Below are 16,443 nucleotides of genomic sequence, written 5' to 3' on the forward strand. Positions count from 1 at the left end.
ATATAATGAAAAACATTGCAGCAAAGAATAGGGGGAGAAAAATTGGGATACATAAGAAAAATTTTGCCAATGGTGATATTGGTGCTATTGTTGGCAGCCTGCAGTAATAATGAAACCAGTGAAACAAACGATGGAGATGAAGGTGGAGAGGAAGAGAAAGTGCTCCAGCTAAGCGCCCCGGGGGAAATCCCTGGTCTCGATCCGACGATGGCAGATAACGATTTCAGCTTTGACATGATCAACCAGGTATTTGAAGGATTATACCGTCTTGATAAGGAAGGGAAGCCCGAGCTTGCCCTTGCAGCAGAAGAGCCGGAAGTAAGCGAGGATGGAAAAGTTTATACTTTTACCATTCGAGAGGATGCGAAATGGTCGGATGGCTCGCCTGTTACGGCCGGTGATTTTGAATATGCTTGGAAAAAAGCGGTCAATCCGGATACAGCAGCGGCTTACGGACCGCAGTTTGAGGAGATTGTCGCCAACGCTTCCGAGATTCTTGTCGGCGACAAGCCGGTCGACGATCTCGGAGTCGAAGCACTTGATGAACATACGTTGAAAGTGACCTTGGAAAACCCTGTGCCATTTTTCAAGGAACTGTTGACAACGGCGATTTTCTTCCCGCAGCCGGAAGACTTTGTCGAAGAGCAGGGAGAAGCATACGCGAGAGACTCGGAACATATTCTGTTCAATGGACCATTTGTCATCGAAGACTGGGCGGGCACCGACACATCATGGACCTTCCAGAAAAACGATCAATATTGGGACAAACAAGCAGTGAATGTCGATAAAATCCAAATGAATGTTGTCAAAGATACGTCGACCGCTGTGAACCTTTATAAAAAGGATCAGCTGGATCGTATTGAATTGACCGGCGAATATGTGGATGAATATAAAGATAGTGAAGAATACCATACCTTTTTGACTGGTGCTACTTCTTACTTGAAAATGAATCAGGGTAAGGATGGTGAAACCACTGATCTAGCCAATTTGCATATCCGTAAAGCAATCAACATGGCATTGGATAAACAGGAAATGGTCGATACCATTCTTAATAATGGTTCCATCGTGGTCAATGGCAACGTGCCAAAGGGACTGGCTGAAAATCCGGAAACCGGAGAAGATTTCCGTGCCGAAAATGGGGATTTGGTTGAATACGATGTCGAGCAGGCGAAGGACGAATGGCAGCAAGGACTGGACGAGCTTGGCAAAGAGGAACTGGAGTTCACGCTGACCACTTCTGATTCTGGAACGTCCAAACAATTTGCTGAAAACCTCAAGTATCAGCTAGAGTCGAACCTTTCCGGTATGACGCTGAATGTCAAAAGCGTCCCGCCTAAGGCCAGCATTTCAGCAAATGTGAACCAGGAATACGAACTGATTTTGACGGGATGGAACGGTGACTATCAAGATCCGTTGACCTACTTGAACCTGTTCATTACAGACAGCCCGGGAAATCACACTGGCTATTCAAACGATGAATATGACCGACTTGTCCTTGGAGCCAAATCTGATTTGGCCAACAAGCCGCAGGAACGGTGGGACGCCTTGCTGAAGGCGGAAAGAATGCTGATTGAAGACAGCGCCGTGCTCGTTCCGTTGTATCAGAAAGGCAGTGCTTATTTGCAGCAGGATTATGTGAAGGACCTGATCACCTACCAGGTGAGTGCCGATAATTATAAATGGGTCGACCTGGAAAAATAAGAATAAAAAAGTTGAAAAGGCCATTCTGTCGAGGGGGAGAAAACCACGACGGAATGGTCTTTTTTGTAAGGAGCTTTACGGACCTTATGAAATACGAAATTGGGGCGAAAAAATCAATTATCGTGCCCGGATAATGGAGGCACGGCCCTACAGGGACTGTAGCAAGGGATTATTTGAATGAGTAAATCACAATACTGCACATTGATTGTTCATTAATCTAAACTGAAAGCGTATACAAAGGCGTTTTTTTCCGTGCTACAATGAAACCAACAAGAGGGGGTGATGCAGTTTGGACGATCGCAGTGATCGAATCTTAAAAGAGATACTGAATTATCCTGGCACAACCAGCAAGCAGCTGGAAAAGAAGTATAATCTGTCGCGTCGTCAGCTTGGCTACAGTCTCGGCAAAATTAACAGCAGACTGAAAAAGAACAAATTGCCCGTCATTGAAAGGACCCGGCAAGGCCAGTTTTTAATCGGTCAGGAAGTATATTCTTATTTCAACCGGGATTCCGAAACCATCGACGAGGCGGCAGCACCCGTATTATCGGAAAAACAGCGTGTATATTTAATAGCGTTGATGCTGATCAGCAGGGAAGATCTATCCCTCTATCATTTCACGCATGAATTTTATGTCAGCAAAAACACCATATTGCAAGATTTGAAACTGGTGGAGGAGCTTGTCGGGAAATTTGACCTTTCCGTCCGGTATTCCCGGAAACAGGGCTATATTCTGGAAGGAAATGAGTTTCAAGTCCGGCGTCTGTTGACATATATCACGAACAAGACGCTGGAAATGATCAATGGCAAAACACACTTTCAAAACATTACCGGCATTGGAGAAAAAGACATCCAGGCACTGGCAGAAAGAGTCGGTGGAGTGGAAAAAGAGCTCGGCTTGAAATTCACCGATGAGAAACTTACCACGATGCCGTACATTCTTTCACTGGTCATCAAAAGAATCGACAAAGGATACTTGATCAACTCTTTTTACATCAAATATGAAGAACTGTCAGATACCAAGCAATATCAGGCGACGGAAAAAATATTATCCGATATTGGGCAAATCCCGATGGAAGAGCGACTGTTTATCACGCTGTTTCTCCTGTCTACCAATGTTTACTGGTCGGGTTTTTTGACAGAAGAAACGATTCCCAATCTAATCAGTGCGCTCAGGCAAATGCTGCGGATATTTGAAAAACGGGCATGCATTACCTTGCAGGATAAGGACCAGCTGCTCAACAAACTCCTTTTGCATGTCAAACCGGCTTATTATCGGATTAAATACCAGCTGACGGAAATGACGGAACATCCGTATGAACAGAACAAGCAGCTGCAAGAATTGCATCATTTGGTAAGACAATCTACCGGACCGCTGGAGGAGCTGATCGGATTACCGATACCGGAAAGCGAAACAAGTTATTTAACGCTGCTGATCGGCGGATGGATGACCAGGCAGGGGGATGATATCCGCAAGAAGTGGAAAGCAATCGTTGTTTGTCCGAAAGGTGTATCAGTGTCCAGGATGATGTACAGCGAGCTTCGTCATTTGTTTCCGGACTTTATTTTTCTCGATACCTTGTCGATGAGGGAGTTTCAGGAGTATCAATTGGATTACGATATTGTCTTTTCCTCTGTTCCGATAAACACGAAAAGGAAACTGTTCATTGCCAATCCGATTATGGAGCAGGAAGAAAAGGAAAGGCTCAAAAAACAAGTGATGCTCGAGCTTAGCGGAGTTTTCCCCTCTGACATTGATATAGATGATTTGCTCGAGGTCATTTCTGACCATGCCGACATTCGAAATGAAAAGCAGTTGGCCACGGCTCTTTACCAATATATCCACCGGGATCCTAATGCTGCGATAAAACGCAGCAGCTCCGAGCAAGATGGCCTGACTCTGGCCGATTTGTTGAGACCGGAACTGATTACACTCAAGCAAACAACCGGCTCGTGGGAAGAAGCGGTCCGGATTGCGAGCGGTCCTTTGCTGGAAAGCGGGGCAGTCACAGAGGGGTATGTCGAGGCGATGCTGGGTCATGAAAAAGATCCATATATTGTGCTTGCGCCAAATATGGCGATTCCCCATGCTGCACCTGATCAGGGGGTACGGAAAGTGGGGATGAGCATGCTCCGTTTGGAAGAGGGAGTGCCCTTCACAGAGGATTACTCGATTCAAATCATTGTAGTTATCGCAGCTGTTGATAAAAAGAAACATTTGAAAGCCTTAATCCAGCTGATGGAGCTGGCAAGATCAGAAGAAGCACGAAGCCAGGTGATGAACGCAGATACTTGCGCAGCCGTTCATGCTGTGATTCAGCAATATTCCGACACGTATTATTTCCAACAAGGTAGCGAGGTGGAGACATGAATGATTTCTATTTTGAAGAAGCCAACATACTTTTAAATCTGGAAGCAGAAAACGACAAAGACGTACTAGTTCAGATGGGGAGAAACTTGCAGGAGCTTGGTTTAGTTCGGGAGAGCTTTATCGATGCGATTGTCGCCAGGGAAGAAGAATTTTCAACCGGACTTCCTACCAGCACCATTTCCGTGGCGATTCCCCATACCGATATCGAACATGTGAAGCAGAAGTCGATCGGTATCGGGGTCTTAAAGAATGAAGTGGCGTTCGGCGTGATGGGCGATCCCGAGGAAACGACGCCAGTCAAGGTGGTGTTCATGCTGGCGATGGATGAAACGCATTCCCAGCTTTATCTATTGCAGCGGTTGATGAGTATTTTTCAGCATAACACCATGTTGACCACAATCGCCCAGGAGCAGGACAAAGCAAAGATTGTCAGGCTTGTGAAATCAGAATTGGACGTAATCAATGAAGGAGGAGAAGTGACATGGCAAAAAAACAAGTATTAGTGGCCTGTGGTGCAGGAATCGCGACGTCAACCATCGTAAACAATGCAATCGAGGAAATGGCTAAAGAACATCAGCTGGATTTGGATATCAAACAAATCAAAATAGCAGAGGTGAACAGCTATGCGGAAACAGCTGATCTTTTGGTAACAACAGCGACCATTCAAAAAGACTACGACTTTCCGGTTATCACGGCACGTTCCTTTTTGACCGGTATCGGAGTAGAAGATACCAAAAAACAAATACTCGATGCATTGCTGAGGTAAAGTAAAATAACGGAAGGAGCAACAGTCTGAGTATGGGTGAAACACTATTTGTGAAATATTTCACAAATAGTGGCGTTTGTGGATGCCGATAAAAATCTGGGGGGATGAAAGTGCAGGGATTTGTTGATTTTATACAAGGTTTTCTCGATTTAGGAGCGACGGTCATTTTACCAGTAGCGATTTTTATATTGGGTTTGGTTTTTGGTCAAAAGCCGGGAAAAGCGTTCCGCTCCGGCTTGACCATCGGGGTAGCGTTTGTTGGTATTTTCCTGGTTGTCGATCTGCTCGTCAACAACTTAGGACCGGCTGCCCAGGGAATGGTGGAAAGGCTTGGAGTAGAGTTGAATGTCATTGATGTCGGGTGGCCGGCAACGTCATCGATTGCCTGGGCCTCTGTGGTTGCAGCCTTTATCATTCCGGTGGGCTTGGTTGTCAATGTCGTCATGCTATTGACGAAAACCACCAAAATCATGAACGTGGACATTTGGAACTTCTGGCATTATACCTTCATGGGAGCAGTCGTATATGCCATTTCCGACAGTATTGTCCAAGGGCTTATCGCAGCGGTCATTTTTCAAATTATCACCCTTAAAATTGCCGATTGGACAGCGCCGATGGTCAGGGACTTTTACGATTTGCCCGGAGTGGCCATTGCAACAGGAAGTACGGTTTCCTATGCGCCGGGAATCTGGCTGGTAAAATTACTGCAAAAAATACCAGTCATCAAAGACTTGAATGCCGATCCGGATACCATTCAAAAACGATTCGGGATTTTTGGAGAGTCGATTTTCATTGGGTTGGCTTTAGGAGCGATCATCGGGGCTTTGGCAGGCTATGGGGTCGGTGACATCATTGATATCGGCATGGCAATGGCAGCTGTCATGGTATTAATGCCTAGGATGGTCAAAATTTTAATGGAAGGCCTGATGCCAGTATCGGAATCGGCACGCGAATGGCTCAACAAACATTTCGGCAACCGCGAAATCAATATCGGACTCGATGCGGCCGTATTGCTTGGTCATCCTTCGGTCATTGCTACTGCTTTAATCCTGGTTCCGATAACGGTCGTTCTCGCAGTCATTTTGCCGGGAAACGCCTTGCTGCCTTTCGGCGACTTGGCTACCATTCCGTTCGTTGTGGCTTTTATCGTAGGGGCTGCACGGGGTAATATAATCCACTCCGTAATCGTAGGGACAGTGATGATCGCATTGTCGCTGTATATGGCGACAGATATTGCACCAGTTTTCACGGAGATGGGGGCAAACGCTGATTTAGAAATGGACATTGCTGAAAAGTCGACACGAATATCCAGTATCGACCAAGGCGGAAATTTAATCAACTGGCTCATCTGGAGAGCTTTCGAATTATTCAACTAATGAAGTGGAGGAGCGATGTTTAGATGAAATCATTAGTCAAAACAGCGCCCGGATTCGGTCATCTGGAGATCCAGGAACGTCCGGAGCCGTCGCCTGGAAAGAACCAAGTGAAGATTCAGGTCAAATGTGCCGGTATCTGCGGCTCTGACATTCACACGTATGAAGGCAACTATCGCGTCGCAGTGCCTGTGACATTGGGGCATGAATTTGCAGGTGTGGTCGTGGAAGTTGGGGAAAATGTCTCGGAATTTAAGGTCGGTGATCGTGTCACTTCTGAAACGACTTACCAGATTTGCGGCGAGTGTGCATACTGTCAGTCCGGAGATTATAACCTCTGCAGCAATCGTAAGGGGCTCGGTTCCCAACAGGATGGCGGTTTTGCCGAATATCTGATTGCCCGGAAAGAAAGTGTCCATCATGTACCGGAGAACGTCGATTTTCACGCTGCCGCCATGACAGAGCCTTTAGCCTGTACGTACCATGCCGTAGAAAAAGCCGTTATCCATCCAGGTGACCTTCTTATCGTTCTCGGTCCTGGGCCGATTGGTCTTTTGACTGCCCAGGTTGCTAAAAGCCGCGGTGCCGTTGTCATTATTACTGGGCTGGATCATGATCAGGTTCGTCTGGATAAAGCGGAAGAGATCGGGATCGATCATGTGGTCAATATTCAGCACGAGGATTTGAAACAATTGGTGGACCGCTTAACGGATGGCTATGGAGCCGATATCGTGATGGAATGCTCAGGAGCTATTCCTGCAGCAAAACAGGGATTGGATTTGCTGCGGAAGAAGGGGCAATATGTCCAGGTCGGTTTGTTTCCGAAGGCGGAGGTTGCCTTCGATCTGGAGAAAATCATTCAAAAAGAAATCCGGGTAATGGGCACGAGAAGTCAAAAGCATGCGGACTGGGAACCTAGTCTGTCATTGATGAATGAAGGAAAGGTGGATGCTGCCACATTGGTCACCCATGAATTGTCGATTACCGAATGGGAGAAAGCTTATGAGGTGATAAAAAGCGGGGAAGCAATTAAAGTGTTGCTCAAACCAGTTGGCTGAACCATGCCATTGCTGTACCGGAAATACTGAAAAGGAGTGGGAAAATGGTTGATAGTTTTTTGGATTTGATGCTTGGCAATTTCCGTCTAATCAGTTCCTTTTATTTTCAGCACCAAAGCCTATTTAATGCGATCATAGTCGGAGGAACGGTATATCAGCTGTTTTTCCGCAAAAGCAACCCTACTCGCAGACAAACGCGCAGCGAAGGATAGAAAGGATGGGGAGGATGAAAGCACTCAACCTATACGGGGTGAAGGATCTCCGCTGTGAGCAAACTCCGGAGCCTGTCGTAGAGCACGAGAATGAGGTAATCATAAAGGTAAAAGCGGCGGGGATTTGCGGCTCTGATATTTCCCGCTATCAAAAGCTCGGTCCCTATGTTACAGGAATGACATTTGGTCATGAGTTTTCGGGAGAGGTTGTGGAAACTGGAAAAGCCGTCACCGGAATAAAAACAGGCGACAGAGTAGCTGCCTGTCCGGCGTATGCTTGTGGGAAATGTGAAAACTGTCGAAGCGGTGAACCGGCCCGCTGTGCCGAATTGACTGTCATCGGGGCCCGGTATCCAGGAGCCTATGCGGAATATGTGAAGCTTCCTGCCGGGCATGTCATGCGGCTGCCTGACAATGTCGACTATGACACAGCGGCTCTCGTTGAGCCTGCATCCGTTGTTGCCCACGGGTTTTACCGCACGAGCGTCCGGCCTGGGGCGGAAGTAGCGGTCATGGGAGCCGGCAATATCGGTCTGTTGGCGATTCAGTGGGCGAGAATATTCGGTGCCGAAAAAGTATATGCTATCGATGTCGACGATCAAAAGCTGGAAATAGCCAAGCAGCTGGGGGCTGATGTGACGGTCAATCCATTGGAACAGCCGGCTGACGAACAAATCATGGAACAAACTGGCGGGCATGGTGTCGATCTGGCGGTAGAGTCTGCCGGATCCCCTGTCACCTCTTCGCAAGTGTTGGCATTACCGCGAAAAGGCGGCGAAGTGGTGTTTTTAGGGATTCCTTATGCCGACGTTACGATGGAGCGGAATTATTTTGAAAAAATCGTTCGCAATGAATTGAGGGTGCTCGGTTCCTGGAATGCCGTGTCTGCCCCTTTTCCAGGTAAAGAATGGACAGCGACGATTGACTATATGAGCAGCGGTGCAATCCAGGCCGAGCCGATGATTTCGCATCGTCTTCCACTTGAAGAAGGGCCATCTATGTTCCAAAAGCTCGTCAACCGTGAAGAGAAAGCCGCCAAGGTGCTGTTCTATCCGGAAAAGGAGTAAGCGCTGCTAGAGGAAAAGTAATGTTAAAGCTAGTGTCTCCAAACAAAACCGGACTTATCCGATCCACACGCTCCAGAATATGGAGGGATTGGCTTGATACTTCCTCGTATCAAAAAGGATAGGAAGAGGAAAAGTAACAAGGAACGACCATCTAGGGGGTGAACAGCTCATGGACAAGCAAAGAGGTATGTGGATTCCGCTGATTGCTTCAGTAGGAATCGGTGCCGCAGCTTATTACAGCATGACGAAAGGACAGGGGCTGGGTAAAACAATCCAACAGTCGATGCCGATGATGTCCGGCATCACCGGCCAGGGCGGAAACGCTCATTCACCGCAAGCCCAGAACCTTTTCTAATAACCCTATAGATTTAAAAAGCACCCTTTGAACAGCACTCCAGTACGGAGCCGCCTCTCAGGGTGCTTTTTTTGTTTTTTTTGGGGACTGACCCCTACCGTGTTAGCATGCTGCAGTGTAGAGTGGCAGGGGTCAGTCCCCATGATTATCTTCTGTTATTCTCCCCTTGTTTTAGTCGAATTCGTCGTAATCGTAGTGGAAGGGTTGTTGGCCGTAAGGGTTAAAGCCTTGGCCTGGGAATCCTCCTCCATATCCCGGGTAACCGCCTTGACCAGGAAAACCATATCCAGGAAAGCCGTGTCCAGGATATCCATGCCCGTGTCCAGGGTAGTTCCAATTAGGACTGCCGTGATGGGGTCCGTGGTGTTGTTGCCAAGGCTGGCCGCCGTAATGTGGCTGGTACCCAGGCCCACCATAGCCGCCTCCGAAACCTGGATAGGAATACCCTTGATTGTAGCCGGGATAATTGCCACCACCTGTATAGCCGAATGGAGAAAATTGTCTCATATCTTCTTTAGGGAACAAAATCAATCACCTTCTTTTCTGGATTCACCATTATCTTATTGTGCCAATACCCAGAGTGAGCTTATCCCGATAGAAATTAGGCTGCTATCCTGATGTGAGCTAAAATTTTTAACAATGTCGGATGTTTTTTCTGAAAAATCCGGTTATTTCCTCGTTTTCCTGCTGTTGCAGCTTGGACGGCTCTAGTCCGAATGTAGTATAGTTATAGTAGGGAATTATGTGTACAACTTACACATAAAAAATTTGGAAGGAGTATGTATCTATATGACCCAGCACGCTTTTTTGTACAACTCCAAGATTAGTAAGGTCCTTAGAAATATCAACCAAGTAATCGTAGGAAAAGATGAACCCGCAACGTTAAGCCTTGTTGCTTTACTGGCCGAAGGACATGTCCTCCTCGAGGATGTTCCGGGAGTGGGAAAAACCATGTTAGTCCGGACTTTGGCCAAATCACTAGATTGTGATTTTAAAAGAATACAGTTTACTCCGGATTTGCTTCCATCTGATGTAACCGGAGTTTCGATATACAACCCGAAGGAATTGGAATTTGAATTTCGAGGAGGGCCGATTCTCGGCAACATCGTCCTGGCTGATGAAATCAACCGGACCTCCCCGAAAACACAATCTGCTCTATTGGAAGGCATGGAAGAAAACAGCGTCACGGTCGATGGCAACACAATCCAGCTGAAACATCCCTTTTTTGTCATGGCTACCCAGAATCCGATTGAGTATGAGGGGACATATCCACTGCCGGAAGCCCAGCTTGACCGGTTCTTGCTCAAACTGAAAATGGGTTATCCGACTGCTCAAGAAGAACTGCAAATGCTGGAAAAAACATCGAAAAACCATCCCATCAACGATATTGAAGCAGTGATTGACAAAGAAGAATTGATCACGATTCAAAAGGAAGTCAAGGATGTATATATGGACCAGAACGTCCAGCGCTATATCATCGATATCGTGACCGGGACAAGGGAACACCGGGGAGCCTATTTAGGGGTCAGTCCCCGCGGGTCGATTGCCCTGATGAAAGCGGCCAAAGCGTATGCCTATATTCATGACCGCGATTATGTGCTGCCGGATGATGTGAAATATTTGGCGCCGTTCGTGTTGGCCCACCGGATTATTTTGACTTCGGAGGCAAAGTTTGAAGGCATAACGGCAGAATCGATTATAGAGGAGCTGCTCGGTAATGCCTCGATCCCTGTACGAAAGGAATATAGTTGATGAAACGCTCGTTTTCCATGGGCTTTAAGTTTTTTTTCGTCTTACTGTTATTTGGCATCTTTTTTGCCTACGCTATGTTCCAGGGAGGCTTCGTCAGCTGGTTTTTGTTTTACAGTTTTCTGCCAATCATTGTCTACATGTTTTTATTGCTCATCTATCCAATTTCCAATTGGACGGTTAAGCGCCGCTTGTCCAGACATATTGTCCAGGCTTCCGATCATCTTTCAGTCGAAGTGGAGCTAAGCCGGCGCTTCGCTTTTCCACTTTACTATTGCATTGTCGAAGAGTACTTTCCCGCAAGTCTGCAAAAAGAAGATACCAGTCGTTCGAAATTTCAGCGTATGAACGAGCTAGATGCGCTGGCGAAACGGAGAGTCGTGAAACGTGTCTCCTTTCCATGGTTCAAGCGGAAATGGACATACCGTTATACCTTGGACAACGTGCCGCGCGGGGAGCATCACCTTGGTGCCTTCCGCGTCAAAACCGGTGACTTTTTCGGCTTTATCAAAAAAGAATACGTATACCCGACCGCCAGTTATCTGCTCGTATTTCCATCGCAACGCGACATTGTCTTTCGCGAAAAAGTGAACAGTTTCGAGGAAGGAGCGTCTGCTTCTTACAATGTGAATGCCAAGAATACCAACGTCGTCACGGGTGTTAGGGAGTATATGCCGGGTGACCGTTTTTCCTGGATCGATTGGAAAACGACTGCCAGAAAAAACACCGTTATGACGAAGGAATTCGAGCAGGAAAAGAGCTCGAACATGGTGCTGATCCTTGACGCCGTTGCCTTTCCCGGCCAGGACCAGATCGCCTTCGAAGGAAGTGTCGAAGTGACTGCTTCTCTGTTGGAAGCCTTAAAACGGAAAGCTTCGCAAATTACCTTCATTGGGGTGGGAGAGGAGCGCGTGTTTTTCCCTTTTCAAGAGGATCCGGCAAAAAATTTATTGAACCAGAACTATCTGGCCCGGATTCAGCCTGGCGGCAATGTACCGTTTTCCAGGATGCTCGACCAGGAGACACGCAATATTCCGCAAGGGCTGGTCGCCATGGTTGTCACCAATCAACTTGATCAAGCCACCATCAAAGCATTGGAGCGACTAAAGCGGAAAAGTAAAAAAATGATTGTCTTTTTGATTAAACCATCTGCAAAAATAACGGGGGAAGATAGTAGAATGATTCACCAATTATCCGTTGGTGGTGTGTCGGTGAATGTACTGACGGAGGAGCAGCTGGTGCAGCAGAAGTTGGAGGTGAGCAGCTGATGGCTTTGTTTTCGAGCAGTAAACGCCAGCTTGTTTTCCGTATGATCATCTATCTGTGTGGTTTCTTACTGCTTTGGGAATGGCTGCGTCCCTTGGAAACGCTGACGGACACCGGCAGCCTCTCAGCTTTCGTGATTTACACCGGATTTTGTTTTACCATATCGGTTCTGAATATGAAATGGTGGCTGTCGATACCCCTGAAATTGGGCGGTTTACTGTTTGTACTCGATGGCTTGTTTATTTCCGAGCCCATGTTCTCAAAAGGCTGGTTTTATTTATTATACTTGCACGTGCAATATAATGTAGAAATGATTTCCAGCCAGAACTGGACGGAAATCACACCGTTGTTCCGCAGCTTACTGTTTTTGATTTTGTTGTGGCTGATGAGTTATTTAATGTATTACTGGTTTGTCATCTCAAAAAGGATATTCCTGTTTGTACTGCTTACCTTTATCTACTTGACGGTGCTCGATACGTTTACTGCCTATGAGGCAAACACAGCCATAGTCCGTGCTTTTATCGTGTCATTGATTGCGCTTGGCGTCTCAAATTTTTATAAAGAGTTGGGCAGGGAGGCAATGACCTTTACCGGGTTAAAACGGGTTTCCGCCTGGGTGCTGCCACTGGCTGCGGTGATTGTTTTTTCCAGCCTCGTCGGCTTTGCTGCACCTAAACTGGACCCGCAGTGGCCTGATCCAGTTCCGTATTTGACCAGTACATCACCGGATGCCGGTTTTGGAGAAGATGGCACAGGCGGGGTGCAAAAAGTCGGTTATGGCGAGGATGATTCCCGTCTCGGCGGTTCCTTTGTCCAGGACGACTCCCTTGTCTTTCAGGCCCAGGTTGAAGAAAAGCACTATTGGCGGATTGAAACGAAGGATATTTACACGGGAAAGGGATGGGAACGTTCCACAGAACCAGAATATAACCTGACCAGCGATGGATCGGTAGATTTCGATACATTTGAAAACTCTGTAGAAACGGAGTCGCTTCAAGGGATCGTCACCTTTCAATCCAATGCCTTTTTCTCTAAACTTGTCTATCCATATGGGATCAAGCAGGTGGATGGGGAGGAAGATGTCAACTATCTGGTCGACAGTGAGTTCGGTTCGATTGCCGTGGAAGCCCCTGAGCAGCAGGGAATTGTCGACCAATACCAGGTTTCCTACGAAAACCCTTCCTATTCAATCGATCTCCTGTCGGAAGCCAGCGGGGAAGATCCGCAAGCAATCAAGGAAAACTACCTTCAGCTTCCGGATGACCTGCCGAACAGGGTCGGAAATCTTGCCAGCCAAATCGTATCCGAGGAAGAGACGAGGTATGATCAGGTGAAAGCGGTCGAGCAGTATTTCAACCGCAACGGCTTTGTCTACCAGACAGAAGATGTGGCGGTTCCAGGCCGTAATCAAGACTATGTCGACCAGTTTTTATTTGAAACAAAGGCCGGTTATTGTGATAACTATTCGACGTCAATGACGGTGATGCTCCGAACACTCGGCATTCCGGCGCGCTGGGTGAAAGGTTTTACAGGTGGAGATCTGGCGCCGGCTTCGGAGGACAGCATCGAAGGCCTGAATACCTACAAAGTAACCAACTCCAACGCGCATTCCTGGGTTGAAGTGTACTTTCCGGAAGTAGGATGGGTTCCATTTGAACCGACACAGGGCTTCAGCAATCCGGTTGATTTTTACCAGGATGTCAATCAGCAGCAGGACAGCTCTGACACCGATGAGGCTGCTGAACAGGAAGAACAGGAACGTCCTGGCAACCAGCAGGAAGTAGGGGCGGAAGAGGATGAAGCAGCTTCAGAAGGCAATGCCAATGTCCAGCTTACAGGTGGCTGGAATTGGACAGTCGCCGCTTTGGCAGTGGTGCTGATTGCAGCGGTCGTGATCCTCTTTCTCACCCGGTACCGTTGGATGTCGGCCTGGATGCGCAGGAAGTTTCATCACCAGCAAAATCCGCAAATGTACCAGGAAGCCTATCTATTCTTGTTAAAGCTGCTGAACCATAAAGGGATGGGTCGTCAGGATGGCCAGACTTTAAGAGAATATGCCATCCAGGTCGACAAGCGCTTCGAATCACAGGATATGGTTCGGCTTACGCATCAGTATGAACGGATGCTGTATCGGAATGAAACAGATTCGGCGCAATGGGGAAATATTACTGAATTGTGGGAAAACTTAATTAAACGGGCATTGTCTTGACCAGCTGTTTGCAGCGCTGATAGAATGGTAACAATTCAAGCGGGCCTGACTAGTCAGAGCCGGAATACAAAGGAATAAACACTTCATATATCCTCGATAATAAGGTTCGAGAGTCTCTACCGGGGCACCGTAAACGCTCTGACTATGAAGGTGGAAATCACCAGCTGTTCCAGGCTGTGCGGTATAGATTTCTGCCTTCCTCGAGACGGGAAGGCGGAAATCTATTTTTTTGCATTTTATATGGAGGGATTGCCGGTTCCTATAATAAAATCCGGCAGCTACTACAAGAAATGACAGCAATCAATTTGCGGAGCTAAGGAGATGGATGGGTTGGAAAACAATGAAATGATATTGGTTCTTGATTTTGGCAGTCAGTACAATCAGTTGATCACCAGAAGAATAAGAGAATTCGGCGTATATAGTGAATTGCATTCCCATCGCTTGACGGCTGAAACGATCAAACGGATGAATCCGAAGGGGATCATCCTCTCAGGTGGACCGCACAGTGTCTACGATGAGAACAGCTTTCGCTGTGATAAAGAAATTTTTGAACTGGGAATTCCGATTTTGGGAATCTGCTATGGCATGCAGCTGATGACGCTGCACTATGGCGGGCATGTTGAAAGAGCGAAAGAAAGAGAGTACGGCAAGGCGGACATCGACTTGACCGGCAGCCCGATTTTGTTCAACGGCACTCCGGCCAAGCAAACGGTATGGATGAGTCACGGCGATAAAGTAATCGAGCCTGCCGAAGGTTTCACAATCGATGCCACCAGTCATTCGACTCCGGTTGCAGCCATCAGCAACACGGACAAGCAGCTGTACGGCGTTCAATTCCATCCGGAAGTAAGAAATACAGAGTATGGCAATCATTTATTAAAACAGTTTGTTTTCGATGTATGTCAGGCCAGCGGCGATTGGACGATGGAAAACTTCGTCGATCAGGAAGTGGAAAAAATCCGCGCCAAGGTCGGAGACAAGAAGGTGCTCTGTGCGCTTAGCGGTGGCGTGGATTCGTCGGTAGTAGCGGCATTGATCCATAAAGCGATCGGGGACCAGCTCACCTGTATTTTTGTCGACCATGGACTGCTTCGTAAAAATGAAGGCGACATAGTCATGGAAACATTCCGTGACGGATTCCATATGAACATCATCCGCGTCGACGCACAGGACAGGTTTTTAAGCAAACTGCGCGGAGTGGCAGACCCGGAACAAAAACGGAAAATCATCGGCAACGAATTTATTTACGTCTTCGATGATGAAGCGGATAAATTGAAAGATATTGATTACCTGGCGCAAGGTACGTTGTACACCGACATTGTAGAGAGCGGAACGGAAACCGCCCAAACGATCAAATCCCACCACAATGTAGGGGGACTTCCGGAAAACATGCAGTTTGAGCTGCTCGAACCGCTGAACACGCTGTTCAAAGACGAAGTGAGAGAATTGGGCATCGAGCTCGGTGTACCGGAAGAAATCGTTTGGCGTCAGCCTTTCCCGGGACCGGGACTTGGCATTCGGGTACTTGGAGAGGTAACGGAAGAGAAAGTGGAAATCGTCCGGAAATCGGATGCGATTTTACGAGAAGAAATAAAGCTGGCCGGACTGGAGAGAGATATCTGGCAGTACTTTACTGTGCTTCCGGACATCCGGAGCGTGGGGGTCATGGGCGACACCAGAACCTATGACTATACGATCGGCATTCGTGCGGTTACCTCGATCGACGGCATGACTTCGGACTGGGCGAGGATCCCATGGGATGTTCTCGAAAAGATTTCCACCCGGATCGTCAATGAAGTCGACCATATCAATCGGGTTGTTTATGACGTGACCAGCAAGCCGCCGGCAACGATTGAGTGGGAATAGAAGAACAAAACACGAACATTGCTATCATTTAACAATAAAACATTCGTGAAACCCCTTGACGAAAATGTAGGACGTTAGTATGATAGTGAAGTAATTTTAAATAAATATTGATTGAAACAACCGTCGTATAATTTTGGGGATATGGCCCATGAGTTTCTACCGGACTACCGTAAATGGTCTGACTACGCTGGTGATTGACAGAGGATTTTTTGTCGATTCCCATACGTGTGTCCGGTAGCGCTCTTGGTTTAAACCAGGAGCGCTTTTTTCGTTGTATAGGAAATGATAAATTTAACTGTCTATGGATAATTATTGGATGAACCAGCCACGTCCAGCTCCAGCGCCTACCCCCTCGAGGTCTTAAGCCCACCCTCTGTGTGGCAAAAAGCGCCACGCCGAGGCTGTTCTTAAGCTTGTCGGGGGTGAGCAAGGCGCTTGCGCTTTTGTCCT

14 protein-coding genes and 2 riboswitches are annotated in these 16,443 nt (G+C 47.4%); of the genes, 13 read left to right on the top strand and 1 reads right to left on the bottom strand.

The features are described from left to right. Positions 1 to 69 precede the first annotated feature (69 nt). The 9 genes from ERJ70_RS01985 (at position 70) to ERJ70_RS02025 (ending at position 8,903) form a co-directional block, all read left to right on the top strand. Positions 70 to 1,701 (top strand): peptide ABC transporter substrate-binding protein, encoded by a 1,632-nt coding sequence (locus ERJ70_RS01985; protein ID WP_209369091.1) that lies wholly within the window; start codon positions 70 to 72, stop codon positions 1,699 to 1,701. Positions 1,702 to 1,990: 289 nt separating this feature from the next. Then, positions 1,991 to 4,072, top strand: coding sequence for a BglG family transcription antiterminator (locus ERJ70_RS01990; protein ID WP_209366787.1), 2,082 nt, complete (start codon positions 1,991 to 1,993; stop codon positions 4,070 to 4,072). Next, positions 4,069 to 4,575, top strand: coding sequence for a PTS sugar transporter subunit IIA (locus ERJ70_RS01995; protein WP_209366788.1), 507 nt, complete (start codon positions 4,069 to 4,071; stop codon positions 4,573 to 4,575). The genes ERJ70_RS01990 and ERJ70_RS01995 overlap by 4 nt, the downstream gene beginning before the upstream one ends. Further along, positions 4,554 to 4,838, top strand: coding sequence for a PTS sugar transporter subunit IIB (locus ERJ70_RS02000; protein ID WP_209366789.1), 285 nt, complete (start codon positions 4,554 to 4,556; stop codon positions 4,836 to 4,838). The genes ERJ70_RS01995 and ERJ70_RS02000 overlap by 22 nt, the downstream gene beginning before the upstream one ends. A 110-nt stretch (positions 4,839 to 4,948) precedes the next feature. Continuing rightward, the gene (locus ERJ70_RS02005; RefSeq protein WP_209366790.1) at positions 4,949 to 6,214 is read left to right on the top strand and encodes a galactitol-specific PTS transporter subunit IIC; all 1,266 of its coding nucleotides are present in this window, start codon (positions 4,949 to 4,951) and stop codon (positions 6,212 to 6,214) included. Positions 6,215 to 6,237: 23 nt separating this feature from the next. Further along, positions 6,238 to 7,269, top strand: a complete 1,032-nt coding sequence (locus ERJ70_RS02010; protein ID WP_209366791.1) for a zinc-binding dehydrogenase — start codon at positions 6,238 to 6,240, stop codon at positions 7,267 to 7,269. A 44-nt stretch (positions 7,270 to 7,313) separates the two neighbouring features. Next, the gene (locus ERJ70_RS02015; protein ID WP_209366792.1) at positions 7,314 to 7,481 is read left to right on the top strand and encodes a hypothetical protein; all 168 of its coding nucleotides are present in this window, start codon (positions 7,314 to 7,316) and stop codon (positions 7,479 to 7,481) included. Positions 7,482 to 7,495: 14 nt separating this feature from the next. Beyond that, positions 7,496 to 8,548 (top strand): galactitol-1-phosphate 5-dehydrogenase, encoded by a 1,053-nt coding sequence (locus ERJ70_RS02020; RefSeq protein ID WP_209366793.1) that lies wholly within the window; start codon positions 7,496 to 7,498, stop codon positions 8,546 to 8,548. 169 nt (positions 8,549 to 8,717) lie between these two features. Further along, complete coding sequence (locus ERJ70_RS02025; RefSeq protein WP_026569204.1) at positions 8,718 to 8,903, top strand: hypothetical protein; 186 nt, start codon at positions 8,718 to 8,720, stop codon at positions 8,901 to 8,903. A gap of 171 nt (positions 8,904 to 9,074) precedes the next feature. On the opposite strand, the gene ERJ70_RS02030 is transcribed toward ERJ70_RS02025, so the two are convergent. After that, entirely contained in the window at positions 9,075 to 9,410 is a 336-nt protein-coding gene (locus tag ERJ70_RS02030; protein WP_374099804.1) for a spore coat protein, read from the bottom strand. A 282-nt stretch (positions 9,411 to 9,692) separates the two neighbouring features. Between ERJ70_RS02030 and ERJ70_RS02035 the strand changes: the two genes are divergently transcribed. From ERJ70_RS02035 to guaA, 4 genes are all read left to right on the top strand, one after another. Next, positions 9,693 to 10,655, top strand: a complete 963-nt coding sequence (locus tag ERJ70_RS02035) for an AAA family ATPase (protein WP_209366794.1) — start codon at positions 9,693 to 9,695, stop codon at positions 10,653 to 10,655. Next, positions 10,655 to 11,920, top strand: a complete 1,266-nt coding sequence (locus ERJ70_RS02040) for a DUF58 domain-containing protein (protein ID WP_209366796.1) — start codon at positions 10,655 to 10,657, stop codon at positions 11,918 to 11,920. The genes ERJ70_RS02035 and ERJ70_RS02040 overlap by 1 nt, the downstream gene beginning before the upstream one ends. After that, positions 11,920 to 14,127 (top strand): transglutaminase TgpA family protein, encoded by a 2,208-nt coding sequence (locus ERJ70_RS02045; protein WP_209366798.1) that lies wholly within the window; start codon positions 11,920 to 11,922, stop codon positions 14,125 to 14,127. Before ERJ70_RS02040 ends, ERJ70_RS02045 begins: the two co-directional genes overlap by 1 nt. Positions 14,128 to 14,190: 63 nt before the next feature. Further along, positions 14,191 to 14,292, top strand: a riboswitch (purine riboswitch). 156 nt (positions 14,293 to 14,448) lie between these two features. Then, positions 14,449 to 15,993, top strand: a complete 1,545-nt coding sequence (gene guaA, locus ERJ70_RS02050) for a glutamine-hydrolyzing GMP synthase (protein ID WP_209366800.1) — start codon at positions 14,449 to 14,451, stop codon at positions 15,991 to 15,993. A gap of 103 nt (positions 15,994 to 16,096) precedes the next feature. After that, a riboswitch (purine riboswitch) is annotated at positions 16,097 to 16,198 on the top strand. The last annotated feature ends 245 nt before the right edge of the window (positions 16,199 to 16,443 follow it).

The sequence above is a fragment of the Sediminibacillus dalangtanensis genome (genome assembly GCF_017792025.1).
Classification (GTDB): Bacteria; Bacillota; Bacilli; order Bacillales; family Amphibacillaceae; genus Sediminibacillus; species Sediminibacillus dalangtanensis.

Coding starts and splice junctions, on each gene's coding strand:
- ERJ70_RS01985 (WP_209369091.1), top strand. CDS start 70: ATGGTGATATTGGTGCTATTGTTGGCAGCCTGCAGTAATAATGAAACC.
- ERJ70_RS01995 (WP_209366788.1), top strand. CDS start 4,069: ATGAATGATTTCTATTTTGAAGAAGCCAACATACTTTTAAATCTGGAA.
- ERJ70_RS02000 (WP_209366789.1), top strand. CDS start 4,554: ATGGCAAAAAAACAAGTATTAGTGGCCTGTGGTGCAGGAATCGCGACG.
- ERJ70_RS02010 (WP_209366791.1), top strand. CDS start 6,238: ATGAAATCATTAGTCAAAACAGCGCCCGGATTCGGTCATCTGGAGATC.
- ERJ70_RS02015 (WP_209366792.1), top strand. CDS start 7,314: ATGGTTGATAGTTTTTTGGATTTGATGCTTGGCAATTTCCGTCTAATC.
- ERJ70_RS02020 (WP_209366793.1), top strand. CDS start 7,496: ATGAAAGCACTCAACCTATACGGGGTGAAGGATCTCCGCTGTGAGCAA.
- ERJ70_RS02025 (WP_026569204.1), top strand. CDS start 8,718: ATGGACAAGCAAAGAGGTATGTGGATTCCGCTGATTGCTTCAGTAGGA.
- ERJ70_RS02030 (WP_374099804.1), bottom strand. CDS start 9,410: ATGAGACAATTTTCTCCATTCGGCTATACAGGTGGTGGCAATTATCCC.
- ERJ70_RS02035 (WP_209366794.1), top strand. CDS start 9,693: ATGACCCAGCACGCTTTTTTGTACAACTCCAAGATTAGTAAGGTCCTT.
- ERJ70_RS02040 (WP_209366796.1), top strand. CDS start 10,655: ATGAAACGCTCGTTTTCCATGGGCTTTAAGTTTTTTTTCGTCTTACTG.
- ERJ70_RS02045 (WP_209366798.1), top strand. CDS start 11,920: ATGGCTTTGTTTTCGAGCAGTAAACGCCAGCTTGTTTTCCGTATGATC.
- guaA (WP_209366800.1), top strand. CDS start 14,449: ATGGATGGGTTGGAAAACAATGAAATGATATTGGTTCTTGATTTTGGC.